This window comes from Streptomyces sp. NPDC005070 (assembly GCF_053600395.1).
In genome coordinates, this window is record NZ_JBSFZS010000029.1 from 40995 (window position 1) to 63869 (window position 22875).

23 protein-coding genes, 1 tRNA gene and 2 pseudogenes are annotated in these 22875 nt (G+C 69.7%); 16 read left to right on the forward strand and 10 right to left on the reverse strand.

Annotated elements, in window-relative coordinates:
* The first annotated feature begins 7 nt into the window (after positions 1–7).
* Both ACWEBX_RS12915 and ACWEBX_RS12920 read left to right on the forward strand, forming a co-directional pair.
* Complete coding sequence (locus tag ACWEBX_RS12915; protein ID WP_451884904.1) at positions 8–2557, forward strand: phosphoribosyltransferase; 2550 nt, start codon at positions 8–10, stop codon at positions 2555–2557.
* Positions 2557–3390, forward strand: a complete 834-nt coding sequence (locus ACWEBX_RS12920; protein WP_451884905.1) for an HAD family hydrolase — start codon at positions 2557–2559, stop codon at positions 3388–3390. The genes ACWEBX_RS12915 and ACWEBX_RS12920 overlap by 1 nt, the downstream gene beginning before the upstream one ends.
* Positions 3391–3746: 356 nt before the next feature.
* On the opposite strand, the gene ACWEBX_RS12925 is transcribed toward ACWEBX_RS12920, so the two are convergent.
* A complete protein-coding gene (locus ACWEBX_RS12925; RefSeq protein ID WP_451884906.1) occupies positions 3747–3974 on the reverse strand; it encodes an FmdB family zinc ribbon protein in 228 nt (75 codons plus the stop codon).
* 321 nt (positions 3975–4295) lie between these two features.
* On the opposite strand from ACWEBX_RS12925, the gene ACWEBX_RS12930 reads away from it, so the two are divergent.
* The 3 genes from ACWEBX_RS12930 to ACWEBX_RS12940 all read left to right on the forward strand — a co-directional run bounded on the left by ACWEBX_RS12930 (position 4296) and on the right by ACWEBX_RS12940 (position 9071).
* Complete coding sequence (locus ACWEBX_RS12930; RefSeq protein ID WP_451884907.1) at positions 4296–6377, forward strand: transglycosylase domain-containing protein; 2082 nt, start codon at positions 4296–4298, stop codon at positions 6375–6377.
* Between the two features lie 93 nt (positions 6378–6470).
* Entirely contained in the window at positions 6471–7766 is a 1296-nt protein-coding gene (locus ACWEBX_RS12935; protein ID WP_451884908.1) for a hypothetical protein, read from the forward strand.
* A 207-nt stretch (positions 7767–7973) separates the two neighbouring features.
* Positions 7974–9071 (forward strand): amidase domain-containing protein, encoded by a 1098-nt coding sequence (locus ACWEBX_RS12940; RefSeq protein ID WP_451884909.1) that lies wholly within the window; start codon positions 7974–7976, stop codon positions 9069–9071.
* 97 nt (positions 9072–9168) lie between these two features.
* Here the strand turns inward: ACWEBX_RS12940 and ACWEBX_RS12945 are convergent, their stop codons facing one another.
* Both ACWEBX_RS12945 and ACWEBX_RS12950 read right to left on the reverse strand, forming a co-directional pair.
* A complete protein-coding gene (locus ACWEBX_RS12945; protein WP_451884910.1) occupies positions 9169–10542 on the reverse strand; it encodes a hypothetical protein in 1374 nt (457 codons plus the stop codon).
* Positions 10543–10833: 291 nt separating this feature from the next.
* Positions 10834–11637: a DUF4097 family beta strand repeat-containing protein gene (locus ACWEBX_RS12950; RefSeq protein ID WP_451884911.1), complete on the reverse strand. Its 804-nt coding sequence runs from the start codon at positions 11635–11637 to the stop codon at positions 10834–10836.
* A 354-nt stretch (positions 11638–11991) separates the two neighbouring features.
* Here ACWEBX_RS12950 and ACWEBX_RS12955 point away from each other — a divergent pair.
* A tRNA-Val gene (locus ACWEBX_RS12955) sits at positions 11992–12066 on the forward strand.
* 92 nt (positions 12067–12158) lie between these two features.
* Here the strand turns inward: ACWEBX_RS12955 and ACWEBX_RS12960 are convergent.
* Positions 12159–12830: a tyrosine-type recombinase/integrase gene (locus ACWEBX_RS12960; protein WP_451884912.1), complete on the reverse strand. Its 672-nt coding sequence runs from the start codon at positions 12828–12830 to the stop codon at positions 12159–12161.
* Positions 12831–13087: 257 nt separating this feature from the next.
* On the opposite strand from ACWEBX_RS12960, the gene ACWEBX_RS12965 reads away from it, so the two are divergent.
* The 4 genes from ACWEBX_RS12965 to ACWEBX_RS12980 all read left to right on the forward strand — a co-directional run bounded on the left by ACWEBX_RS12965 (position 13088) and on the right by ACWEBX_RS12980 (position 14720).
* Positions 13088–13480, forward strand: coding sequence for a hypothetical protein (locus tag ACWEBX_RS12965; protein ID WP_451884913.1), 393 nt, complete (start codon positions 13088–13090; stop codon positions 13478–13480).
* Positions 13481–13519: 39 nt separating this feature from the next.
* Positions 13520–13681, forward strand: a complete 162-nt coding sequence (locus ACWEBX_RS12970) for a hypothetical protein (RefSeq protein ID WP_451884914.1) — start codon at positions 13520–13522, stop codon at positions 13679–13681.
* A 188-nt stretch (positions 13682–13869) separates the two neighbouring features.
* Complete coding sequence (locus ACWEBX_RS12975; protein WP_451884915.1) at positions 13870–14178, forward strand: hypothetical protein; 309 nt, start codon at positions 13870–13872, stop codon at positions 14176–14178.
* A gap of 215 nt (positions 14179–14393) precedes the next feature.
* The gene (locus tag ACWEBX_RS12980) at positions 14394–14720 is read left to right on the forward strand and encodes a hypothetical protein (RefSeq protein WP_451884916.1); all 327 of its coding nucleotides are present in this window, start codon (positions 14394–14396) and stop codon (positions 14718–14720) included.
* Positions 14721–14855: 135 nt separating this feature from the next.
* On the opposite strand, the gene ACWEBX_RS12985 is transcribed toward ACWEBX_RS12980, so the two are convergent.
* Positions 14856–15131 carry a ribosomal protein L7/L12 gene (locus tag ACWEBX_RS12985; RefSeq protein ID WP_451884917.1) on the reverse strand — a complete coding sequence of 92 codons (276 nt, stop codon included), beginning with the start codon at positions 15129–15131 and terminating at the stop codon, positions 14856–14858.
* 5 nt (positions 15132–15136) lie between these two features.
* Positions 15137–15474 (reverse strand): annotated as a pseudogene (locus tag ACWEBX_RS12990) (tyrosine-type recombinase/integrase); the annotation flags it as partial.
* 163 nt (positions 15475–15637) lie between these two features.
* Here ACWEBX_RS12990 and ACWEBX_RS12995 point away from each other — a divergent pair.
* Positions 15638–15970, forward strand: coding sequence for a hypothetical protein (locus tag ACWEBX_RS12995; protein WP_451884918.1), 333 nt, complete (start codon positions 15638–15640; stop codon positions 15968–15970).
* Positions 15971–16025: 55 nt separating this feature from the next.
* On the opposite strand, the pseudogene ACWEBX_RS13000 reads toward ACWEBX_RS12995, so the two are convergent.
* Positions 16026–16184: pseudogene (locus ACWEBX_RS13000) on the reverse strand (IS5/IS1182 family transposase); the annotation flags it as partial.
* Positions 16185–16499: 315 nt separating this feature from the next.
* On the opposite strand from ACWEBX_RS13000, the gene ACWEBX_RS13005 reads away from it, so the two are divergent.
* Entirely contained in the window at positions 16500–17069 is a 570-nt protein-coding gene (locus ACWEBX_RS13005) for a DinB family protein (RefSeq protein ID WP_451884919.1), read from the forward strand.
* Between the two features lie 638 nt (positions 17070–17707).
* Here the strand turns inward: ACWEBX_RS13005 and ACWEBX_RS13010 are convergent.
* On the reverse strand, positions 17708–18244 hold the full coding sequence (locus ACWEBX_RS13010) for a hypothetical protein (RefSeq protein WP_451884920.1): 537 nt from the start codon (positions 18242–18244) through the stop codon (positions 17708–17710).
* A 303-nt stretch (positions 18245–18547) separates the two neighbouring features.
* Between ACWEBX_RS13010 and ACWEBX_RS13015 the strand changes: the two genes are divergently transcribed.
* Positions 18548–19432, forward strand: a complete 885-nt coding sequence (locus ACWEBX_RS13015) for a prohibitin family protein (protein ID WP_451884921.1) — start codon at positions 18548–18550, stop codon at positions 19430–19432.
* A 228-nt stretch (positions 19433–19660) separates the two neighbouring features.
* Here ACWEBX_RS13015 and ACWEBX_RS13020 read toward each other — a convergent pair whose 3' ends face one another.
* Positions 19661–20035, reverse strand: coding sequence for a VOC family protein (locus tag ACWEBX_RS13020; RefSeq protein ID WP_451884922.1), 375 nt, complete (start codon positions 20033–20035; stop codon positions 19661–19663).
* 291 nt (positions 20036–20326) lie between these two features.
* Positions 20327–20659 (reverse strand): hypothetical protein, encoded by a 333-nt coding sequence (locus ACWEBX_RS13025; protein ID WP_451884923.1) that lies wholly within the window; start codon positions 20657–20659, stop codon positions 20327–20329.
* A 232-nt stretch (positions 20660–20891) separates the two neighbouring features.
* Here ACWEBX_RS13025 and ACWEBX_RS13030 point away from each other — a divergent pair, with 232 nt between their 5' ends.
* The 3 genes from ACWEBX_RS13030 to ACWEBX_RS13040 are packed head-to-tail and all read left to right on the forward strand — an operon-like array spanning position 20892 to position 22875.
* Positions 20892–21428, forward strand: a complete 537-nt coding sequence (locus ACWEBX_RS13030; RefSeq protein ID WP_451884924.1) for a MarR family transcriptional regulator — start codon at positions 20892–20894, stop codon at positions 21426–21428.
* Positions 21425–22285, forward strand: coding sequence for an MFS transporter (locus ACWEBX_RS13035; protein ID WP_451884925.1), 861 nt, complete (start codon positions 21425–21427; stop codon positions 22283–22285). Before ACWEBX_RS13030 ends, ACWEBX_RS13035 begins: the two co-directional genes overlap by 4 nt.
* 2 nt (positions 22286–22287) lie before the next feature.
* Entirely contained in the window at positions 22288–22875 is a 588-nt protein-coding gene (locus tag ACWEBX_RS13040; RefSeq protein ID WP_451884926.1) for a hydrolase, read from the forward strand.

A 22875-nucleotide genomic window follows, 5' to 3' on the forward strand; every position in this document is an offset into this window, starting at 1 on the left:
GGAACTGATGAACACCCCAGCGCACGACCCGAACCACCCCGACGGCGGCAGCGGCCCGGACGGCGTCCACGGCCCGGACGCCGCGGACCCCGGGGATTCCGGGGATCCCGCGGACACCGCGGACGACACGGTGTGGACCGGGACCTGGGTCGCCGAGCGGCTCGGCGTCGAGCTCGTCGGCGACGAGGGGCTGAGCGGCCTGCTGGGGCTCGCGCTGCGCCGCAACCCCAAGCGCGCCCACCTGCTCGTCTCGAACGTCCTCGGCAAGCACGTTCCGCAGTCGCCGGCCGTGGTCCACGCGTACGGCGTCGAGCTGGGCCGGCGCGTGCGCGAGCTGCTGGGCACCGAGGACGCCCGCACGGCCGTCGTCCTCGGATACGCCGAGACGGCCACCGGGCTCGGCCACTCCGTCGCGGACGGGATCGGCGTCGCCCCGTACCTCCACTCCACCCGCCGCCCGGTCCGCGGAGTCCGGCCGGCGGGCGGCTTCGAGGAGTCCCACTCGCACGCCACCTCGCACCTCCTCCTGCCCGAGGACCCGGGCCTGCTCGCCGGCTCCGGCCCGCTGGTCCTCGTCGACGACGAGTTCTCCACCGGCAACACCGTCCTCAACACGATCCGCGACCTGCACCGGCGCTACCCGCGCGAGCGGTACGTCGTCGTGGCCCTCGTCGACATGCGCTCGGCCCCCGACCACGCGCGCTTCGAGAAGTTCGCCGGCGACATCGGCGCCCGCGTGGACCTGATCGCGGCCGCGTCCGGCACGGTGCGCCTGCCCGAGGACGTCCTGGCCAAGGGGACCGCCCTGGTCGCCCGCCACGAAACGGCGGCGTCCGGCACCCCCGCCGCCCCGGACACCGGCCCGGCCGTCCGCGTCGACCTCGGCTGGCCCCACGGCCTCCCCGACGGCGGACGGCACGGATTCACCCCCGGACACCGAATACGCCTGGACGCGGCCCTCCCCGCCATGGCGGCACGGCTCGCCGACGCCCTGCCCGACGGCGCGGGCCGCGTCCTGGTCCTCGGCTTCGAGGAACTGATGTACGCGCCGCTGCGACTGGCCCACGAGCTGGAGCGGTCCGTCCCCGCCGAGGTGTACTTCTCCACCACGACCCGCTCCCCGGTGCTCGCCCTCGACGACCCCGGCTACGCCATCCGCAGCCGCATCGCCTTCCCGGCCCACGACGACCCGGACGACGGCCCCGGCGAGCGCTACGCCTACAACGTCGCCGGCGCCGGCTTCGACGCCGTCGTCGCGGTCGTCGACTCCGCCGCCGACACCCCCGAACTGCACGCGGACGACGGCCTGTTGGCACAGTTGGCGGCGCACACCCCGCAGGTCCTGCTCGCCGTCGTGCCCTCGTACGCGCCCGCACGGCCGTCCACCGAAAGGCCCTCCATGCTGCCCGAGCCCCTCCGCGGCCCCGCCTTCTCCTCGTACGCCCCCGACGAGGTCGGCTGGCTGCTGCAGGACCTGTCGGACGTGACGCTGGAGGCGCCGACCGAGGAGCGCGAGGAGGCCATCCAGAGCGGCGGCGCCCACTACGCCGAGTCGCTGCCGGTCGAGTACCAGCCGAGCGCCGAGTACCAGGAGCTCTTCCACGCCGCCCTCGACGCCTCCGCCGCCCGGATCGCCGAGGCCGTCGGCGCCGTGACCGAACTCGTCCTCGCCGACCGGTCCCCGCGCCCCGTCCTGGTGTCCCTGGCCCGCGCCGGCACCCCCGTCGGCGTCCTGATGCGCCGCTGGGCCCGGCACCAGCACGGCCTCGACCTGCCGCACTACGCCGTCTCCATCGTCCGCGGCCGCGGCATCGACGCCAACGCGCTGCGCTGGCTCGCCGCCCACCACGACCCCGCCGACGTCGTCTTCGTCGACGGCTGGACCGGCAAGGGCGCCATCACCCGCGAACTCGCCGACGCCATCGAGGAGTTCGAGGAAGCCGAGGGCATCACCGGCTTCGACCCGGAGATAGCGGTCCTCGCCGACCCGGGCTCCTGCGTGCGCACGTACGGCACCCGCGAGGACTTCCTCATCCCCTCCGCCTGCCTCAACTCGACGGTCTCCGGGCTGATCTCACGCACCGTCCTGCGCTCCGACCTGGTCGGCGAACACGACTTCCACGGCGCGAAGTTCTACCGCGAGCTCGCCGGCTCCGACGTCTCCGTCGCGTTCCTGGACGCCGTCGCCGCCCACTTCCCCGACGTCGCCGAGGCGGCCCGCGACCGGGCCAAGGAACTCCTCGCCGCCGACCGCGAACCCACCTGGGAGGGCTGGGCGGCGGTCGAACGGATCAGCGAGGAGTACGGCATCCACGACGTGAACCTCGTCAAGCCGGGCGTCGGCGAGACCACCCGGGTACTGCTGCGCCGGGTCCCCTGGAAGATCCTCGCGCGCGCCGGAGCGGGCGCCGACCTCGACCACGTCCGGCTGCTCGCCGGACAGCGCGGGGTGCCCGTCGAGGAGGTCGACGAACTCCCGTACACCTGTGTGGGGTTGATCCACCCGAAGTACACGCGTGGCGCCACCGGTGCCGACGGCAAGGCGGTGACCCTCTGATGTCCACGCCCAAGGTGCTCGTCGCCAGCGACCTCGACCGCACACTCATCTACTCCGCCGCCGCGCTCGCGCTCACCATGCCGGACGCCCGCGCGCCCCGGCTGCTCAGCGTCGAGGTGCACGAGAACAAGCCCCTCTCCTACATGACGGAGACGGCCGCCGGGCTGCTCACCGAACTCGGCGACATCGCGCACTTCGTGCCGACCACGACCCGCACCCGCAAGCAGTACCAGCGCATCAACCTGCCAGGACCGGAGCCCGAGTACGCGATCTGCGCCAACGGCGGACACCTGCTCGTCGACGGTGTCTCCGACCTCGACTGGCACACATCCGTGAAGGAGCGGCTCGCCGCCGAGTGCGCGCCGCTGGACGAGGTGCGGGATTACCTGATGGCGACCGCGGACCCGCACTGGGTGCGCAAACACCGGATCGCCGAGGACCTGTTCGCCTATCTGGTGGTCGAGCGGGAACTGCTGCCCGAGCAGTGGGTCAAGGACCTGGCCGTGTGGGCGGAGAGCCGCGGCTGGACGGTCTCGTTGCAGGGCCGCAAGATCTACGCCGTGCCCGGGCCGCTCACCAAGAGCGCGGCCGTGCGCGAGGTCGCCCGCCGCACCGGCGCCCCGCTCACCCTCGCCGCCGGTGACTCGCTGCTCGACGCCGACCTGCTGCTCGCCGCCGACCGCGGCTGGCGTCCGGGGCACGGTGAACTCGCCGAGGCGGACTGGACGGCACCGGCGATCACCGCGCTGCCGGAGCGGGGTGTCCTGGCGGGGGAGCGCATTCTGCGCGAGTTCGTGGGTGCCTGCGTCGAGGCCGGCCGGGGACTGCTCTGAACGAATTTCGGAATGTGTAATTCCGATTCCTGATCCGGTCCCGTGCTGACGGGTGTGCCGGGGGTGATCAGCCCCTTGGTGCCCCCGGCCCGGGACCGGTGTCGTTCTGACGTTCTGACCGGCATGCCGAACCGCGTTCGGAAGGGACGGCCCGGACTGCCCGACTCCGGCGCTTTCCCGTCGAGTCGCGATTCCGTCGGGCTCCGGTCCGTGACGCGTCCGGTTCGGGTCGGCTTGGGGGATGTGTCGAACTTGCCCCCGGCGTGGTCCCGTTGGTGTGACGGATGCCATGCCGCCGCGATACGCCGGGGTCCGATTCGGGACGAGACTGAAGAGTTGGTAAGAAATCCCCGCGGTCAGCCGCAGCAGCCGCCGCCGCAGCAACCGCCTCCGCCGCCGTTCGAACGCGGCTCGGGCGCCGGCGCGGACGCCGAACCGCCCCGTGCGACGGCGACCGCCGACAGCAGTTTGACGGTGTCGTCGTGCCCGGCGGGGCAGGCCGCGGGAGCGGCCGACTCTGCCATGGGACGGCTCAGTTCGAAGGTGTCGCCGCAGGTCCGGCAGCGGTACTCGTAGCGAGGCATGCGCACAGGTTAGCCGGAACGGGCCGCCGTTCGGAGGGCTCGGCGGCTCTCGTCGCGCGTGGCGGAACAAGCCTTCCGGGGTGGGAGTTACGGCTGCTCGCGCTGGGTGAACCAGTGGAACTCGTTGAGCTCTGAGCTTTTTTGTCTCGTTGCTGATCGAAGGGATTGGATTGGTCGCTGATAATTTAATAGGGCCGCGACGAGCCGCAAGGTCGGGGAGGGGGGCTCGCAGCCGCGAAAGCGGCCGCTGCAACTACCCGCGCGCGCAGATCCGGAGTGCGGAGGGAGACGCAGTCGTGACCAGGACATGGCATCGCAACGATGCCTCGAATCCCCTGTCTTTGGGCCGCCAGGGCGCGGGAGGGCGCCGTGGCTGACACATCCGGACCGCAGCGCGGTCGCGGCAGCCGTCGCAAGCCCTCGCAGCCCTCCGCGCCGGCCCGGCTGGCCGCACGCCTCAAACCGCACGCGCGGCGCCTCAAACCCGCCTATCCGCGCCCCGGTCGGACCGGACTGCGGCGCTGGCTGCCCTCCTGGCGGCAGTGGCTCGGCGCCTTCGCGCTGTCCATAGGCCTGAGCGGTTCGCTGCTCGTCATTGCCTACGCGGCAACGGACATACCCCAGAACCTGAACACATATGCCACCCAGCAGGACAATGTCTACTTCTGGTCGGACGGCACGCCGATGGCCCGTACCGGCTGGGTGCGACGCCAGGACATGCCGCTGAAGGACATACCGAAGGACGTGCGCTCGGCGGTCCTCGCGGCGGAGAACGAGAGCTTCTACAGCGACCCCGGCATCTCCGCCAAGGGCCTGGCCCGCGCCCTGGTGAGGACGGTCGGCCAGGGGGACACCCAGGGCGGTTCCACCATCACCCAGCAGTACGTCAAGAACGTCTATCTGACCCAGAACCGTTCGGTGACCCGCAAGTTCACCGAGGCCATGATCGCCCTCAAGCTCGACAACAAGATGAGCAAGGACAAGATCCTCGAGGGATACCTCAACACGAGCTGGTTCGGACGCGGCACCTACGGCCTCCAGCGGGCCTCGCAGGCCTACTACGGCAAGGACGTGAGCCACCTCGACGCCAGCGAGGGCGCGTTCCTCGCCTCGCTCCTCAAGGGCGCGGGCCTCTACGACCCCACCCTGAGCACGGCCAACCACAAGCGCGCCGTGGAACGCTGGTCCTGGATCCTCGACCGCATGGTCAAGACCGGCAAGCTCTCGGCCGCCGAGCGGGCCACGTACACGAAGTTCCCCGAGCCGATCAAGCAGAGCGGGAGCTACGACACCGGTAAGCAGAGCGACTACCTGGTCGAGCTGGCGACCCAGTACGCCAAGAAGGCCGGGCACATCTCCGACCGGGACTTCGACCTCGGCGGCTACCAGATCTACACGACCTTCGACCGCAAGCGCGAGACCGCGCTCACCGACACCGTGGCCAAGGCCCGCAAACAGGCGGTGAAGGACGACCCGGACAACGCGAAGGCCGCCCACTACGGCGCCGCCTCGATCGCCGACGACGGCCGGATCCTCGCCGTCTACGGCGGCCCCGACCACCGCAAGCAGGGCTACAACGAGTCCAACGCGACCACGGTCCCCGCCGGTTCGGCCTTCCTGCCCTTCGTCTACGCCGCCGCCCTGGAGAACGGCGTCCACAAGACCCGCGAGGGCGCGGCCACACCGGTCACCCCCGAGACGCTGTACGACGGCAACAACGGCGTGCCGGTCAGCACACCCGAGGGCCCCTACTGGGACCGCGGCGGCAAGAAGGTCGCCGCCCACAACGAGGGCGACAAGAACTACGGCCAGATCTCGCTGCGTTCGGCGCTCGCCCAGAACGTGAACACCCCGTTCATGCAGCTCGGCATGGACGCCGGCCTGGACAAGGTGCGCGAGACCGCGGAGGCCTCGGGCCTGCTGTCCTCCAGCATCGGACCGCAGGTGCCGGGCATGTCCCTCGGCGCCGCCACCCCGAGCGCGATCCGCATGGCCAGCGCCTACGCCACCTTCGCCGCCGACGGAACGCACTACGAGCCGTACTCGGTCAAGCGCATCACCCGCAACGGCTCCCGCGTCCGGCTGGACATGCCCGCGCCCCACCGCGCGATGCGCGCCGAGGTGGCCCGCCAGGTCACCGACGCGCTCGCGGACTCCTTCCGCATCGGCCACCCGGGCGCCGCACCCCTCTCGGTGAAGGTGGCCGGCAAGCGGGGCGCCACGCTGGACGACAAGTCCGCCTGGTTCGTGGGCTCGAACGCCTCCGTGTCGACGGCCGTCGTCCTGTACCGCATCGACCTGACCAAGAGCCTCGAACCACTGCCGCTCAAGGGGGTCGCCGGCGCACCCGTCGCCGACGTGCCGTACGGCATCTGGTCCGGTGCCATGAGCCCGCTTCGCTGATCCCGTCGGCCGAACCGTCCGGCTCGGCCCCGCCGACGGCCACCCGGTGGCCGCGCCACGCTCCTTCCGTCCCCCTCGCAGAATGTGCCCCGTATGAACTCGAAGCACAGCCGGCGCCGACGCCGTGAGTCCGATCCCGCTTCCGCCGCCGCCTCCGCCCGCCAGGGCTTCGCGGCCATGACGGCCTTCCTCGTCGTCACGTCCACGGCCGCCACCTACCTGGCCCTCAACACCGACCACACCACCCCGGCCGCGTCCGCCCGCGCGCACGGCCCGGCCACCAAGGTGAAGAAGGAACCGCCGTGGGACGGCAAGGTCCATGTACTGGGCGACGGCTCCACGTCCTACACCGGGCCGCAGAAGGGCGATTTGAAGGCCGTACCGCTCAAGCCCGGTGAGAAGCCTCCCCAGTTCGTCGTCTTCTCCTGGGACGGCGCCCTCCAGGGCGACGACGAACTCTTCTCGCACTACCGGGAGATGGCCGAGCAGTACAACGCCCACATGACGTTCTTCCTGACCGGCATCTATCTGCTGCCCAAGGACAAGAAGACGCTCTACGAGCCGCCGATGCACTCGCCCGGATCGGCGGCCATCAGCTACGCCACCGACGACCACATACGCACCACGCTGGAGGAGCTCGGCAAGGCGTGGAAGGCCGGCAACGAGATCGGCACCCACTTCAACGGCCACTTCTGCGGCGACAAGGGCGGCGGGGACTGGAGCGTCGAGGAGTGGGAGAGCGAGATCAACCAGTTCTTCTCCTTCGTGGAGAAGTGGAGGACCAACACCGGCTACACCGACCTGGCGTCGCTCCCCTTCGATCCGGCGAAGGCCATCAGCGGCGGGCGCGCGCCCTGCCTCGAAGGACAGAAGAACCTGCTCAAGGCGATGAAGGCCACATCGAAGAAGTACAACTGGCGCTACGACGCCAGCTCCGCCGGCGACTTCCAGATATGGCCCAGGAAGAAGGAGGGCGTGTGGGACTTCCCGCTCCAGATGCTCCCCTACGAGAACGGCAAGTACCAAGGCCTGTCCATGGACTTCAACTTCCTCTACAACCAGTCCGACGGTGAGACCGAGGGGAACCCGGCCCAGTACCCGCAATGGGAGCAGGAGACGGTCAACTCCTACATGGCCGGTTTCAACCGCGTCTACTACGGCAGCCGGGCACCGCTGTTCATCGGCAACCACTTCGAGGACTGGAACGGCGGCATCTACATGAAGTCCATCGACCAGGTCATCAAGAACTTGTGCACGAAGAAGGGCGTGAAATGCGTGTCCTTCCAGGAGCTGTCCAACTGGCTCGACGTGCAGAAGCCCGAGACCCTGGAACGCCTGCGCGGCCTGGACCCCGCCCAGTCGCCGGACTGGTCGACCGTGGTGAAGTAGGGCCCGCCATCGGGACGGTGACCCCGTTCCTGCACCGTGAGATCAACTTACCTCCGACATAAGGGACTTGGTTGCAGCCGACGCGAACTCCCCCCGGAGTCACCACAGTTGAGTGGGACATGTAAAGATTCCCCTCCCTGGAGTCCGACCGGGGATCAAGGAGAATCGTCAGTGACACCGAAGAACTTAAGCCGCAGTTGTTCCGTCGTGGGGGCGCTCACCCTCTCCGCCCTCCTGCTGCCCCTGTCCGCCGCCCACGCGGCGGCCCCCGCCCCCCGGGTGACCGCGTCGACGGCCGATGCCTTCGGCCGCGTGGCCGACGCCGTGTTCACCGACCGCACGGCCGCCCTGCTGGACACGGCCCCGAAGGCCCGTACGGCCCTGAAGGCGACCACCTCCGGCATCCGGGTCTCCGGCACCCTCGCGCACACCGAGACCACCGCCGTCTCCGCACTGCACGGCACCCGGTCCCGCCTCGCCGCCCTCGGCGAGGCCTACAGCGCCGCCGACACCGAGGTCGCCGTGAACCGGACCCGGATCACGGGCCGCCTCGCCACCGCCTGGGTCACCGAGACCACCACCCTCACCTACCGGAGGATCCGCGGAGACGAGCCCGCCACCACGGGCTTCCGCGCCCACCATGCCCTGACCTTCGCCGCCCAGCCCGACGGCACCTGGAAGCTGACGGGCGAGCGCTCGACCGACAAGGGCCCCCGGCAGATCAACCAGCCCGTCACGACGGCGCTCACCAGGACCACGATGGCCGCTGTCGACGCCCCCCGGGCAGCGACCACGTACCCCGCGCCCGCCAACCCCAAGGCGCTCACCGGTGGCCCGTACGACTACACGGCCATGGCGACGTACGCCGAGACGTACTGGAGGAACTACAACCCCGCCTACCGCAGCTTCAACTCCGTCGGCGGCGACTGCACCAACTACGTCAGTCAGTCCCTGAAGGCGGGCGGCTGGGCGACGGTCGCGAGCTCCGGTGAGGAGTACGGCACCTGGAACTACACGGCGTCCACCCAGACCGACACCTGGGTCGGCGTCAACGAGTTGTCCTGGTTCACCCAGACCGCCCGCCGCTCCACGCCCCTGGCGAACGTCTACCAGATGGACGTCGGCGACGTGATGCAGATGGACTTCGACAAGGACGGGTCCAAGGACCACTCCATGATCACGTCGTACCGCAGCGGCGGCGGAGTGCCGTACCTGACGTACCACGACGCCGACACCTACCGCCGCTCGCTGTCGAGCCTGCTCGCGGCGTATCCGAACGCGGCGTACTACGCGTACCGCACCTGACCGGTCAGGGCCCTCTCCCCGGCGAAGGTGCCGGGGGGAGGCTCCTCGGCGAGGCGGCCGGGGGAGGCTCCTCGGACCCCCTGCGCCTCCTGCCTCCTCAGGCGCCGCCGCGCTCCTCGCGGATCTGCGCCACGACGCGGGCCACCGTCTGCCGCACCGCCTCCGTCTCGGTGAGGAAGTGCCAGTAGTCGGGGTGCCGGCCCTCCAGCGTGGCCACCGCACGGTCGAGCCGGCCGACGGCGTCGTCGAGCGGGCGGGCCTGCCGGGGGTCGGGCGTCGAACGGCCCGCCATGGCCAGCCGCTGCGCGTCCCGGATCGCGAACCGGGTGCGGTCGATCTCCTGCTGGGGGTCCTTCTGCACGGCGTTCAGCCGCCGCAGCCGGTCACCGGCCGCCGACACCGCCTCGTCGGTGCTGTTCAGCAGCGCGCGCACCGTCGCCAGCAGCGAGGTCGCGTCCGGCCAGCGCTGCGCCTCACGCGCGGCCCGCGCCTCGTTCAGCTTCGCCTCGGCCTGCCGTACGTTCTCCGCGGCCTGGTCCGGCACATGCTGGAGGTCCTGCCAGCACGCCGCCGAGAACCGCCGCCGCAACTCGCTCAGCACCGGCTCCACCTGCCCCGAGCGGGTCGTCAGCGCCTGTGCCCGGGTCCGCAGCGAGACGAGCCGGTGGTCGATCTCGGCGGCCCGCTCGGGCAGCCGCTCCGCCTCCGAGCGCACCGCCGCGGCCTCGCGCGAAACCCGTTCGGCCCGCTCCAGTGTCTCCGGCACGCCGTGCTGCCCGGCGCCCTGGTTGAGCTTGGTCAGCTCGGGGGCCAGCGTGGCCAGCCGTGCCGCGAGATCGTCGGCCTTCAGCCCGGACCGCCGTACGGAATCGAGGGCGTTGGAGGCGGCGAGCAGTGCCTGCCGGGCGCGCTCCACGGCCGGGGCCAGCCGGGCGAGCTGGGTCTCGGCCTTGCCGAGCAGCGGCGCGAGGCTCTGCTCGAACCGGTCCAGATCGGCCTTCACGCGGCCGAGTTCGTCCTTCGCGGCGACGAGCTCGGTGCGGGCCCGCACCGCGACCGAGGCCTCCAGCTCGTCCCGGTCGAGATCGTGGGCGTCGACGGCGGTGATGTACTTCTGGCTGGCCTCGTCGATCCGCCGCCCCAGCGCCGCGAAGTCGGAGACCACGCGCCGGGCGGCCGGGGAGTCGTCCACGGCCGTGATGGTCTCGATCGAGATCCGCAGGTCGCGCTGGGCGGTGTCGAGTTCGTAGAACGCCGCCGCGGCGGCGTCCTTGGCGGCCTGCGCCTCGGCCCGCTGACTCTCGGACCGCCCGCCGAACCAGCGCCGGGTGCCGCCCGCCGCGAAGGCCGCGGGGAGCGCGAGGGCGGCCAGCAGGGGCAGAGCGACGAGCGTGAGCACGTCACGGGCAGCGGCGTACGGGCGAGGGGGCGGCCCTGGCTGTACCGGCCGGACCGGCCCGGTGGGCCCCATCGCCCGGGCCGGCGGGGTCGCCTGCGTCGGCGGGGTGGTCTGCGTCGGCAGGGTCGCCTGCGTCGGCGGGACCGGCGGGATCAGTGGGATCCGCCGAGGGCCCCGCCGGAGGCTGCGAAAGCCCCGGAAGCCGAGGAGGCTCCGGAAGCCGAGGGGGTGTGCAGGCCGCGCGGGTCCCGCGAACGGCGAATACGGCCGCGAAGGTGTCGCCGTCACATCCCTCTCCCGTGCTGTCATCCGCCTTGCCCGGCTGTCATTCTCCCACCGGTTGAAGACGAACACACGGGCCGGTCAGTTCGCTGTTCGTACCGTGATCTTTCCGTCGTCGGTGTGCGCGGAGACCCGGTGGGAGCTGGAACCGTCGCGTGGCACGTCCACATGGACCGAGCCGTCGCCGCTCGCGGCCGTCACCCGGTAGGTGGCCCGGGGTAGCACGATCGAGACGGAGCCGTCGCCGCTGCGGGAGTCCACCAGGTCCGGCACGGTGCCGAGTTCGAGCTGCACGGAGCCGTCGTCGGTACGGGCCCGCACACTGCGGGCGGCCACGCCGACGGCCCGGATCGAGCCGTCGCCACTGCGCAGATCCAGCGCTCCCGAGGAGTCGCTGACCCGCACCGAGCCGTCCGCCGTACGGATGCTCAGCGCCTCCGTGAAGCCCTTCGCGCTCACCCGCCCGTCCCCGTCCTCGACCTTGACGGCCACCCCGCGCGGCACCACGATCCGGTGCCGGGCCGAGCAGTCGGCGACGACACCCGAGCATTTCATCCGCAGCACCAGCCGGTCGCCGCCCTTCATCGCCCAGGTGACCTTCGGATCCCCGCCGAGGGTGACATGCCCCTGGAACCACCGGGTCACCTGGACCTCACCTGCCTTCGCGGAGTCCGACACCACCAGATCGAGCGCGGAGTCGTCCGAGTCGACGGTCAGGATCCGCCCGTGCAGCCCGAAGGACCGCTGCTCGGGCTCCTTGTCGTCCCCGGCGGAAGCCCCGCACGCACTGACAGAGGCGACGAGCCCGAGCGCGAGGGCGGTGAGAGCGACGGTGCGGGTGCGGTTCCGGCTCCTGCCGGTGCCGCGGGTACGTGTGCGGGCCATGATCGATCTCCCCCTGGTGACGGTAAGCGATGACGTCGATTCCTCGACTCTTCGATTCCTCGACTCTTCGACTCCTCGGCCCTTCGGGCCCGACACCTGCCGGGGCACCTGGTCCGCAGCGGATCGCCGAAGCCTCTTCGACGGTAGGCACGAACGAAGCCCCGAACGATCCGGCCCGCTCCCGAATGAGGGGTGGGGATAACCCCCGCCCAGCCACCCCGAACCGCTCCCCGCCCCGGCCCGCAGAGCCCCACCGGCTCCGCCACGGACCGCCCTGACCAGCCTCACCACCAACTCGCCCGATACGGGTTTGCGGGGCATCCCCCCGGGCAATGTAGGCTGTCGACTCGTCCTGGGCGCGTAGCTCAGTGGTAGAGCGCCGCCCTTACAAGGCGGATGTCGGCGGTTCGAAACCGTCCGCGCCCACCAGTCTCAGGACACGAACAAGGCCCAGGTCAACCGGTGTGAATCCGGTGATCTGGGCCTCTGTCGTTCCCGGCCGTCCGGGGCCGCCGTGCCACTCACGTGCCAGATGGACCGTGCGGAGGCCGCTTCACCTTCCTGATCTGACCGTCCACGTAGTCGGCGATCTCGTGATCGCGCCCGTTGACGAGGTGCTGATAGACCAGCGCGGCCCACACCGACGAGTGCCCCATGCGCTGCATCAGCTCACGGGTGGTGGCGCCGCCGGTCGCGGCGAGGGTGTTCCCGGTGTGCCGGAGATCGTGGAAGTGGACGTCACCGAGCCCGGTCGAGGTGAGCGCGCGGAGCCAGATCCGCCGGAAGTTGTTCCGCCGCAGGACACCGCCGCGGGCCCCGACGAAGACGAGTCCGGTCCGGCCGGCCTCCGCGTGCTCGGCCAGGTGGTGCGCCAGCTCGGGCACGAGCGAGGCCGGGAACGCCACGGTGCGGACGCCCGCCGCGCTTTTGGGCGCCTTGACCGTGAGCCCATCGGTCCGGGTCTCGGAGTACGAGCGGCGGATGGACACGGTACGGGCCTCCAGGTCGATGTCCCGGCGCTGGAGCGCGGCCAGCTCGCCGAACCGGAGCGCGGCGAACGCGGCCAGGAGCACCAGGGCGCGGCAGTGCGGCGGGACCGCGTCGGCGAGCCGGTACACCTCGGGCACGGAGAGGAACGGCCGCTCGGTGTGGGTGACCGTCCCCGTGTGCGGGCCCGAGTCGAGAACGGTCAACACCCTGATGGGCGGGTTGGCTCCGAGGCTTTAGGCAGCCACCATGGGGCGAGCCTCGAAGATCACGGCCCCAACGTCGTGGTTTGCCGGGCAGGTCCACAGACTGCCCGACGCGCCGGAAGCTTAAGGGGCCATGATCACTCGCTCCATGAGAGCTCCCGCCCAAAGTCTCGGAGCCGACCTCTCAACGTCGTGGACCGCAGGCCGACGGGCACCGGTGAGGAGGGGTCTCACCTGGGCGTATACGATCCCCGGCCATGAAGCGTCTGATGATCGCGCTGGTCAGCGCAGGAGCAATCACAGTCGCCCTGGGCGGCTATGCCGTCGGGGCGACGCAGCACGACGGCGCATCCGAGCAGTCGACCAGGTGCGAGCAGACGAGCCAGGACTTCGATGCGCGGGCCGGCCAGTTCCGGAAGCAGCAGCAGCGGATCGCCCGAGGGGGAGACACCCTAAGGCAGTACGAGATCGCCACGGCACGGTTGAAGATCCTCAGCATGATCGTGGGACAGAATCCGACCTGCTTCGACGCCGGGACCCGCGCGACAGCGGCGTATCTCCAGCAACACCCATCCGAGAGCCAAGAAGACGCGGCCGCGTGTGAACTCGCTGGCATCCCTTCCAAAGACTGCACGATCTCGGTTGGCTGACATGAGCGTCTGCCGTTCGAAGGCTCCCGGAGGCGCCCGGTGAACACCCTCGTTTTCATGCTGCGGGACGCGCTGGGCCTAGGCGGCGGTCTGGTGTTCCTGTGGGAGATGAACCGCCAGGCTTCGGGACCGGGCTGGAGAAAGCCGCGAGTCCTCTCGGCGGCCGCCCTGGTGCTGCTCGCCGTGCTGCTCGCCGTCTAGAGAAGATCCAGCCCGAATCATGATTGCGAGAGAGTCCAGGCATGCAACCTTCGAGACCAGGCAAGCCCAACACTGCGTCCTGCCGGAGCGTGAAGTGGCCGCGTATTTCGTTGCTGGTCGCGCTAGGCATCGTTGCCGTCTCCGTTACGGGGTGCGGCAGTTCCAACGATGAAGGACTGCCGGTGCGAGTGGTCAACGAGTCTGTCTGGGATGCCCACGTATTCGGTTGTCCGCAGTGCGGAGAGCTCGGCCTTGTGGTCGAAGGGGACCCTGACCGAAAGCCCGGCGAGGGCGGCGGTTCCGTCTTTGGGTGGACCGAGGGACGCGCGTGGCCTACGACCTACAAGGTCGTTGTCCGCGGAGTGGAGTCGGTCTGCCCATTCATCGACCCCGAGCCCGGCAAGGCCGAGGGTGCAGTGGGGACCCGTGACGTTATTTACGTAGTGGACGAGAGCGGGAAATGCGTCGTAGGCCCGGGGAGCATGGACGAGATCTGACATCAGCGGCTGACACCAACAAGCGCGAACAGCGGCGGTCAGCACCAGATCTCAGCGGACCCTCGACCGAAGCATCAGACTGGTCGACCGGCGTCAACGGCTACCTGTGATCGACCTGATAAAGATGAGGCCGCATCTCAAAACGTGCCTCTATCGTGAGGCGTCGTCGCACCGGATACGCGTCTGGGGCAAGCAAAAATCAGAAAGCAGGCGGAATGACCTCATTGCGGTGCGAGGCCACTCGCTGGGCGCTCGATGATGACGACGACTTCTACCCTGGGTGGGTCGAGGTGCGCCTGACCGACGCCCGTGGCCGGGAATGGGTCTTCTTTGACAAGCCGCCGATTTTCGGTGGCGGTGATGTGCTGAGCGCCAAAGCCACGTACCCCATCGCCGTGACGATCGACTGCGTGATCTTGAGTCGCACCTCAGGTCCGGACGGGAACGAGGTCATCACGATCTCTACGGGCGGGCGGCCGGAGGCCACAGAAGGTGACCGGAGCGAGTTCGACGTTCGCCCCGATCAGCTAGTGGAGCCCTGATCCCGAGAGGGAGGCACCGCTTGCGGTACAGCAGCGAAGTACAGCAACCACCGCGTCTACGACCGACCGCCACCAACCCCAGGCCACCGGTCACCGGCCCCGACAGACCTCAACAACAGGTCGACCGGGCCGTGCTCAGTGCCTAAGGAAGTCCGGCTCCGGCTGTTCTCTCGTCTCTGCCTGGGCCCCGCATCGCGGAGGTCCGAGGACGGCTGCCGCCGCGTCTTCCTCGCGCACGCCGGTGAGGATCACGGCGGGAACCTGCGTCACCAGAACCTTGCTGTGCCAGAGGCTCAGCCCCTTCAGTCGACGCACGACTTGGACGACGTCCATCACACGGAGACCAGGGTCGGTGAGCACCACGTCATGAGGCACGTCGTCGCACACCAGCAAGAAGTACTCGTCCGCCAAGGCTCTCACCGCCCGTCTCCGGTTCGGAGCGTACGAGTCCTCAGCCGCCTTTCGCATTGTTTGGCCGAGTCGAAGACAGCAGTCAGGGCTTTGCGGGTCTGCTCCTGGCTGGACGGCGTCAGGTGCGCGTAGACGCGAGGCGTCAGACCGGGGTCCGAGTGGCCGAGGTACTCGGCCAGGGCCTTGATGTTCTTTTCGGCGTCTAGGAGCACCGACGCGTGGAAGTGTCGGAGGGCGTGTATCCCGTTCTCGCGGGACTCGGCGTACGGCCTCCACGCGCGGGTAGCGGGATCACCCCGGTGCCGGCCGGCGCCCGCTTCCAGGCATCCTCGGTGAAATCGGTTACCCGGGAACGTATGGTCCTTCGCGCTCAACCCGAGGTCGATCCACAGGTCTTGAGCATGCTTGGGTGAGTGCAGTGACGGGTGGTGTGGATCCGGCGCTTCCCGCAGGGGACGGCACATGGGGGGCGTGTGGCAAGCCGACGGTTGCATGGATGTCTCGGCATGGTGGTGGGCCTGGCTCTGGCAGTGCTTACCGCCGTGCTCCTGGGCAGGTCGTGGAACGCCTGTGACGTGGGAGTGAACAACGCGGCCAATAGCCTCTTCCTGCTCTGGCTGTTCATCCCGGCCCTGTGGACGGTTCTGCTGCTGGTCTGGGTTGCGGTAGGCGCTGTTCTCGGGAACCGTCCCCTTCTCCATGCCTTCGTCCTCGCGGTGACGCTCCTCGGCGTCGCCTGGTGCGTCATCTCAATCTTCTGGGAGGGGTCCTCCACCCCGTCGTGCCCCAGCGGCGTGCCACGGTGGTGGCCGAGCTTCATCCCGGCCCCGGGTTTTTGAGAGAGCGTTCCGCGGAGGCGAATCGCTTTTCGAACGCTGAGTCCTGTTCGGCGGATCACGGCCCGAGCCATGAGCGGCCCGCTGCTGCGGTGACGGCGCCGTGGAAGATGTAGGCCCTCTTGTCGTAACGGGTTGCTACGGCGCGGGCGTTCTTGAGCTGGTTGACGGCCCGCTCGATTTCGTAGCGATGCCGGTAGCGGTCGAAGCCGGTGGGCCCGAGGCTCGATTTCCCGATCTGGGCCGTGATGCCCGTCGGCGTCGGTGAGGCCATCGCGGTGATGGCCAAGCCCACCCCGTGCTCCAGCTTTGCCGTGCGTGCTCCCGCGTCCGTAGCGAGCCCTGCCTGCCTCGGTCAGCCAGTCATCAATTCGATCAGATCGTGCCAGGGATGCCGGAGGACCACGGGATCTCCCTCAGGGATTGCGCCCACTCCTGCATAGCCGCGACCTCGTTTAGGTCAGCATCTGACCTCTATGGCTCCTAGCGTCGTTCTTGCCCGGCGGAACACGAACCACGGAAGGCAGCGACCATGAGTGAGACCGTGACTGTCAACGAACTGGCGACCCAGGACTCGGCCGATGAGCCGACCGTCACCGGCGAACGTGCCGACTTGCTGGAGGTGCTGGCCAAGCATCGGGGCTTCCTGCGTTTCACGACCCGCGACCTCACCGACGAGCAGGCCGGACGCCGGACCACCGCCAGCCGGCTCTGTCTGGGCGGCCTTGTCAAGCATGTCGCTGCTGTTGAACGGGCCTGGGTGCGGTTCATCCTGGACGGCCCGTCGGCGATGCCCGACTTCACCAACATGACCGAGGCCGACTGGGCCCGGCGGGCCGACGAATTCCGGATGCTGCCCGGCGAGACGCTGGCCGGCGTGCTCGCCGACTACGCCGAGGTGGCCCGTCGGACCGACGAGTTGGTCGTCACCCTGCCCGACCTGGACGCCACGCAGCCTCTGCCCGAGGCCCCGTGGTCCGAGTCGGGTGCGCGATGGTCGGCCCGCCGGGTGCTGATGCACGTCATCGCCGAGACCGCCCAGCACGCCGGCCACGCCGACATCATCCGAGAGTCCCTGGACGGCGCCAAGACCATGGGGTAGCCGGCGGTGCGGTAGGTCGTATCGCCCTCCTCACGGTCGGGGGCGATACGACCTATGCCTGTGCCCCGGTCGCCGTGGCCCCCCCCAACAGGCCGGAAGCCCGTGAAGCGGTTCGTCAGCTTGTAATGGCCCCTGTGCATGCGGCGGGGTGGTCATGCAAAGATCACGCCTGGCGGCCGTCGAGTCGCACAGTTGTCGCATGGGGGACTCGCTGTGGAGGCCATCGACTGGGCTCTGTTGGTGCTCTTTTGGCTCGTGACCGTCGTCCCTGGCGCTGCCGCTGTCTGTGCCGGATGGGTTCCGCCGTGGTTCAGGAAGACGGTTTCATCGCCGCGTCTCGGGGGCTGGGCGGACATGTGCATGGGCGTTGGGGGCACACTCGCCGTGGGTCCAGTGCATCGCCACCTGGGATCGACGCCGACGAGAGCGTTCGCCGCGATCGTCGGCTTCGGCCTCGTCCTCGGCGCCCTGGGTCTCTACCGACGGTCCTATCGACCCGCACCGTCGAGGCCAACGGCACACCAACACACAGCAGCCTCAGTCGTTGCCGTACAGCAGCGCACTACAGCGACCCTGGCACCCGCAACCGACCCCGACCTGCCGCAGGTGCCCAACTGATTCCTTGCCTGGCCGAGACGTCACGCCGAATCCGAGCCGTCTCCCGTTCCCGGTGATTCCTCTTGGGTTGGTGCGCCTCGGCCTATGGTCATCGACCAGCGCACGCCCGAAGGGGCCTGGACGGATACGACTCCGCCGCGGTCCACGCCGTCGATCGCCACCTCGTTGTAGGCGGTGTTCACCTTGTCGGCGACGCAGTCCAGCGGGAAAGAGACGTGGACGGACTGCACCGCGACCTTGATTCTCCCCGCGCCCTGGCAGTTCACCGCGACGATGAGCGCGTCGCTCTTCCTGCCCTTGCCGAACGCGATACTGGCACTCCCGCTGGTCACGTCCTGGTGGCCGGCGAGTGCTTCGCCCCCGTCCAGCGTTGGGGGCTTTTGCGCAGGGGGCCGAGTGGCGCCGGGCCGGGTGGTGATCTGCGCCGAGCCCGGCTCGGACGAGTGCACGGGCCGCCTGGACTGCTTGGCATCGGTGTGATCCGACGTGCAGGCGGCGACCGTGAGGAGCGCTGCCGCGCACACGATGCTCAGCCCCATGGGGGTCCGGTGCGACATGTCATGACTCCCAGTTGGTCCGGCCGATGCGATGCGGGGCGTGGATGGTCACGTTCCTCTTGCCGTCCTTGCCGCAGTCGACGTACCCGTCCCGGTGTCCACACACGCGCGAACCGACGATCTCTCTCGGCGAGTTGGATTGCCGTGCGGCAGCGAAGCACCGCAACCGCGGCAACCCCTCACGTCGTCAGTGTTCTTGCCTGGCCCAGGCCGTGCCCGGCCTGTCACCGGAGATCGCTACGATGCGCGCGGGGCCGCGCCCCAGGAGGCGCGGAAACGTTTCCGAGGGGGATACCTGTGTTCGTGCTGTCCATTCTGCTGCTCATAACCGCGGTGGTGCTCTTTCTTGTCGGCCGCGGCCGCCCCGCCGCGGGCAACTGGAAGCTCGGGGCGGCGCTCAGCGCCGTGGCGGGCGTGCTGGCAGGCGTCTTCGCCTGCGTCCATGTCGTGAGTGCCTCCGAGGTCGGCGTGCCGGTGACCTTCGGCAAGACCGGTACGCCGCTGGTCTCGGGCGTCCACTTCACGTCACCGTTCACCGACATCACGTCCTTCTCCACCCGCCCGGTGGACCTCGACCTCAACGGCAAGGATGTGGTCGAGGTCCGTTCCTCCCAGGGCGGTGTGCTCTACGCGGACGTCACCATCAAGTGGGCCGTGGTGCCGGCCAAGGCGATCGAGCTGTACCGGCTGGCAGGCAGCGAGGACGCGGTCCAGGAGCGACTGGTGCTGCCGGACAGCCGCGAGATCGTCCGCAACGTCTTCGCGAAGCACACCAGCGAGGAAGGTTACGCATCCGGGCGCGAGCAGATCAGCTCGGAGATCGCCGATCTCGTCAAGGAGCGGCTGGCGCCCCGCGGCATCGACGTCACCTCCGTCAACCTGCGCAATGTGAGGCCGTCGGAGAAGCTGCAGGAGCAGATCGACAAGAAGATCCAGCAGGAGCAGGCCACCGAGCGGGCCACCGAGGCGGCGCGTACGGCGAAGGCGGAGGCGGAGCGCAAGCGGATCGAGGCGGAGGGCATCGCCCGCGCCAACAAGATCATCGAGCAGTCGCTGAGCGACAAGGTGCTGTACAACCAGTGCCTCGAGGCCTACAAGGAAGCCGCGAAGGCCAACCCCGTGTACGCGGTGCCGTGCGGTACGGACTCGGGCGGCACGCCGGTCATCGTGGACGGCAGCAAGAAGTGATGTCGCCGTGGCCAGCGCCGCTTGCCTCGTTCAGGGTGTGATGGGTGCGCTGAGTGTGGTGGGTGTGGCGCGTCGTCCGAAACTCCCGGCCGTCCGGGAGGTGGAGTGGGCGTGATGGGTGTCATCGGGCCGTATGGCCACAGGCAGCGGTGAGCCATCAATCTCAAGACGCGACACGGGCCCAGGCCGACCGGTGCGAGCAGCCGGAAGGCCTGGGCCCGTGTCGCGTCAGTGAGCCGGGATCGGCTGGGTGAGGTTCACCGGGTTGCCGTCGGGGTCCTGGATGTGGGCGACGCGCTGTCCCCACGGCATGTCGTTGGGGCCGCCGTGGATCGAGCCGCCCAGCGCCGTCACCCGGCCGAGGGTCTCGTCGACGTCGTCGACACCGATGCTGAGCAGAATTCGCGGTGCCGCCCCCGCCCCCGTCTCCGGGTTCTCCTTGGCCACCAGCCCGAGGTCGGTGTCGCCGATGCGCAGGCCGAGGTAGAAGGCAGGGCCTTCCTCCGGTACCCGGAAGATCTCCTCGGCGCCGAACAACTTCGTATAGAAGCCGAGCAGGACGTCGTGGTTGGCGGTGATGATCACTGGCTGGATGGTGGACATGGCACTCCTGTCGGGAACGGTCGTGTCGCCGGGTAGACCGTTCGAGGCCGGTGAACTCATCGGCAAGACCGCTCCGCCGGACGATGGAACCCGCCTTGAACACGCGGGGAAAGATCCCGCCGGGTTCGGCTTCGCGGCATGGTCGCAGGGGGCCTTGGGGGCCTTGGGGGCCTTGGGAGCCGTGAGGGTCTTCGTCTGAGGAGATCGTTTTCGATCCACGGAGCGACTGCCGTGCCCGCGGTCAGGTCCTGTCGTCTTCCAGCGCTTCCTCGGCCTCGGGCGACTCGCCGCCTACGGCGGCGCGTCACGCGTGTGCTTCAGCCGCATCCGGGCGTCGACCGTGTCCGGAGGAGCTATCTCCGACCAGAAGCGGTGGCCTGAGACGAACACGGTGAGCTCGAACTCCCGCCGGCGGAGCTTCTCGACCTCGGCCTGTTCGTCATCGGTCCAGCCCGGGGAGGCGGGCCGTTCCACCTTGCGCCAGCCGCCGGTGTCGCTGAAGCCGTCCAGCGGCTCCACCGACCAGGGGAGTCGTTTCAGCAGGGCCAGCAGCTCGGCCCGGACCTGGTGCAGCTCCTCCTGACCGGCGAGGAGGTCACTTGGAAAGTCATAGGTCGCAGCCACACGGCAATGCTACGCCTGTTCGATTTTGTGGTGCGAGTTCCTTCCGGTACTTCACGCGAACGGGTGTTCCGAATAGGAGTTCGATTTGAGGGGGTGGTCCGGGTTCCGTTCCCGGGGGTGGGGTGGCTCGGCGGGGTGGATTCACCGAAGGCGATTCATCAGGTGAGACTGCACAGTTTGAACTGGACAGTTTGAGCTGGACAGTTTGAGCTGGGCGATTTACGGTGGCCGTATGGATCAAAGCGGCAGTCGGCCGGACGGCGCGGGCGTCTCGGATTCCGCGGCGCGTGCCGCGCAGGATCTGCGCGTCGCGTTCAGTCTGCTCAGGCGGCGGATCCGCGAAGTGTCCGAGACACGGGACCCGGCGCAGGGCTTGGCTCAGGACCCGGCGCGGGGCTCGGCCGAGGACCCGGCACGGGGCTCGACTCAGGACCTCACCCCCTCCCAGATCTCCGCGCTCACCCTGGTGAGCAAGAGCGGGGCCGCCACGGCCAGTGCGCTGGCGGCGGTCGAAGGTGTGCGCCCGCAGTCGATGGCCGCCACGCTCGCGGCCCTCGACCAGTTCGGGCTCATCCAGCGCAACCCTGACCCCGGGGACGGCCGGCGTCAGCTCGTGACGCTCACGGACGCCGGGCGCGAGCGCGTCGAAGGCACCCGGCAGGCCCGTTCGGAGTGGCTCGCCCGGGCCTTCGAGGAGCGCTGCACGGAGGACGAGCGGCAGACCGTCATCGCGGCCATGGCGCTGCTGGAACGGCTCACCCGGTCGTGATACCCACCCTCCGCGACTGGCTCCAGCACCGGATCACTCCCACGCGGCACCCTGGCGACGCGGAGGCGTCCGAGTCGTCCGCGTCCGGCGCGCGCGGTGTCGACCTCGTCGGCATGGCCCTGTTCACCGCCCTGCTCGTCTCGCTGATGCTGTTCCTGATGAGGCCGCGGGCCGCGGACTGGTACCTGCCGGTGCTCGCGCTCCTCGCCGGGGCCGCCTTCGCGCGGTGGGAACTCCGGGTCCCGGCGCCGTTCATCGACCTGCGGGTGCTCGGCGGCAACGGGCCGATGCCGGCCACCTTCCTGCGCCAGTTCCTCAGCTACGCCACCGCCTACGCCTTCCTCTACGGGTTCACGCAGTGGATGGAGGAGGGGCGCGGGCTGCACGCGGCCGGCGCCGGACTGGTCCTGCTGCCGCTGTCGTTGAGCGGACTCGTCGTCTCCGGCCTGACCGGACGGCGGGAGTCCGTCCGCGGCAAGCTGGTGGTCGGGAGTCTCGTCCAGGTCGCCGGGTGCCTGGCCATGCTGACCCTGGACGCGGGCAGCGCGATCTGGCTCCTCGCCGCCGTCGGCGCACTCATGGGCGTGCCCCAGGGACTCAATGGCCTGGCCAATCAGAACGCCCTCTACCGGCAGGCCGACCCCGCCCGGATCGGCTCCGCGGCCGGGCTGCTGCGCACGTTCATGTACCTCGGCGCGATGGCCGCCTCCGCCGCCGACGCCGCCTTCTTCACGCACGGCGCCGACACCGGTGGCCTGCACCATCTGGCCCTCTTCATGCTCGCCGGAGCCGTACTGCTCCTGGCCGTGACCCTCATCGACCGATCCCTTCGCGCTCTCACCCCCCGAAAGGCCTGACCATGGCAGTCACCACGCTCGACCCCCGCACCGCGCTCGTCCTCATCGACCTTCAGCACGGCATCGTCGGCAACCCGGGCCTCGCCCCGAACGCCGGCGCCGACGTCGTGAAGCGCGCCGTCCGGCTCGCGGACGCGTTCCGCGGCCACGACCTCCCGGTCGTCCTCGTCCGGGTCACGGCCGCAGCCGACGGCGCCGACGCCGTACGCGGCCGGATCGACGGCCCGAGCCGCGCCCGCACGTTCCCCGAAGGCTGGGACGTCATCGTCGACGAACTGACCGGGCACCCCGAGGACATCAGCGTGACCAAGCGGAACTGGGGCGCCTTCCACGGCACCGACCTCGACCTGCACCTGCGCCGCCGCGGGATCACCCAGATCGTGCTGGCCGGCATCGCCACCAGCATCGGCGTCGAGTCCTCGGCACGCGCCGCCCACGAGCACGGCTACCACGTCACCCTCGCCACCGACGCCATGTCCGACCTCGACCCCGAGACGCACCGCAACAGTGTCGAGCGGATCTTCCCCCGCCTCGGTGAGACCGGCACGACCGAGGAGATCGTCGAGCTGCTCGCCAAGACCCGAGTCTGA

Bases quoted from the DNA above. Each gene is read 5' to 3' on its own strand.
- ACWEBX_RS12915 (WP_451884904.1), top strand. From the start codon at position 8: ATGAACACCCCAGCGCACGACCCGAACCACCCCGACGGCGGCAGCGGC.
- ACWEBX_RS12965 (WP_451884913.1), top strand. From the start codon at position 13,088: ATGAAGCGTCTGATGATCGCGCTGGTCAGCGCAGGAGCAATCACAGTC.
- ACWEBX_RS12950 (WP_451884911.1), bottom strand. From the start codon at position 11,637: ATGGCCCGCACACGTACCCGCGGCACCGGCAGGAGCCGGAACCGCACC.
- ACWEBX_RS12935 (WP_451884908.1), top strand. From the start codon at position 6,471: ATGAACTCGAAGCACAGCCGGCGCCGACGCCGTGAGTCCGATCCCGCT.
- ACWEBX_RS12980 (WP_451884916.1), top strand. From the start codon at position 14,394: ATGACCTCATTGCGGTGCGAGGCCACTCGCTGGGCGCTCGATGATGAC.
- ACWEBX_RS12930 (WP_451884907.1), top strand. From the start codon at position 4,296: ATGCCTCGAATCCCCTGTCTTTGGGCCGCCAGGGCGCGGGAGGGCGCC.
- ACWEBX_RS13005 (WP_451884919.1), top strand. From the start codon at position 16,500: ATGAGTGAGACCGTGACTGTCAACGAACTGGCGACCCAGGACTCGGCC.
- ACWEBX_RS13010 (WP_451884920.1), bottom strand. From the start codon at position 18,244: ATGTCGCACCGGACCCCCATGGGGCTGAGCATCGTGTGCGCGGCAGCG.
- ACWEBX_RS13040 (WP_451884926.1), top strand. From the start codon at position 22,288: ATGGCAGTCACCACGCTCGACCCCCGCACCGCGCTCGTCCTCATCGAC.
- ACWEBX_RS12995 (WP_451884918.1), top strand. From the start codon at position 15,638: ATGGTGGTGGGCCTGGCTCTGGCAGTGCTTACCGCCGTGCTCCTGGGC.
- ACWEBX_RS13020 (WP_451884922.1), bottom strand. From the start codon at position 20,035: ATGTCCACCATCCAGCCAGTGATCATCACCGCCAACCACGACGTCCTG.
- ACWEBX_RS12945 (WP_451884910.1), bottom strand. From the start codon at position 10,542: ATGGGGCCCACCGGGCCGGTCCGGCCGGTACAGCCAGGGCCGCCCCCT.
- ACWEBX_RS12925 (WP_451884906.1), bottom strand. From the start codon at position 3,974: ATGCCTCGCTACGAGTACCGCTGCCGGACCTGCGGCGACACCTTCGAA.
- ACWEBX_RS13030 (WP_451884924.1), top strand. From the start codon at position 20,892: ATGGATCAAAGCGGCAGTCGGCCGGACGGCGCGGGCGTCTCGGATTCC.
- ACWEBX_RS12920 (WP_451884905.1), top strand. From the start codon at position 2,557: ATGTCCACGCCCAAGGTGCTCGTCGCCAGCGACCTCGACCGCACACTC.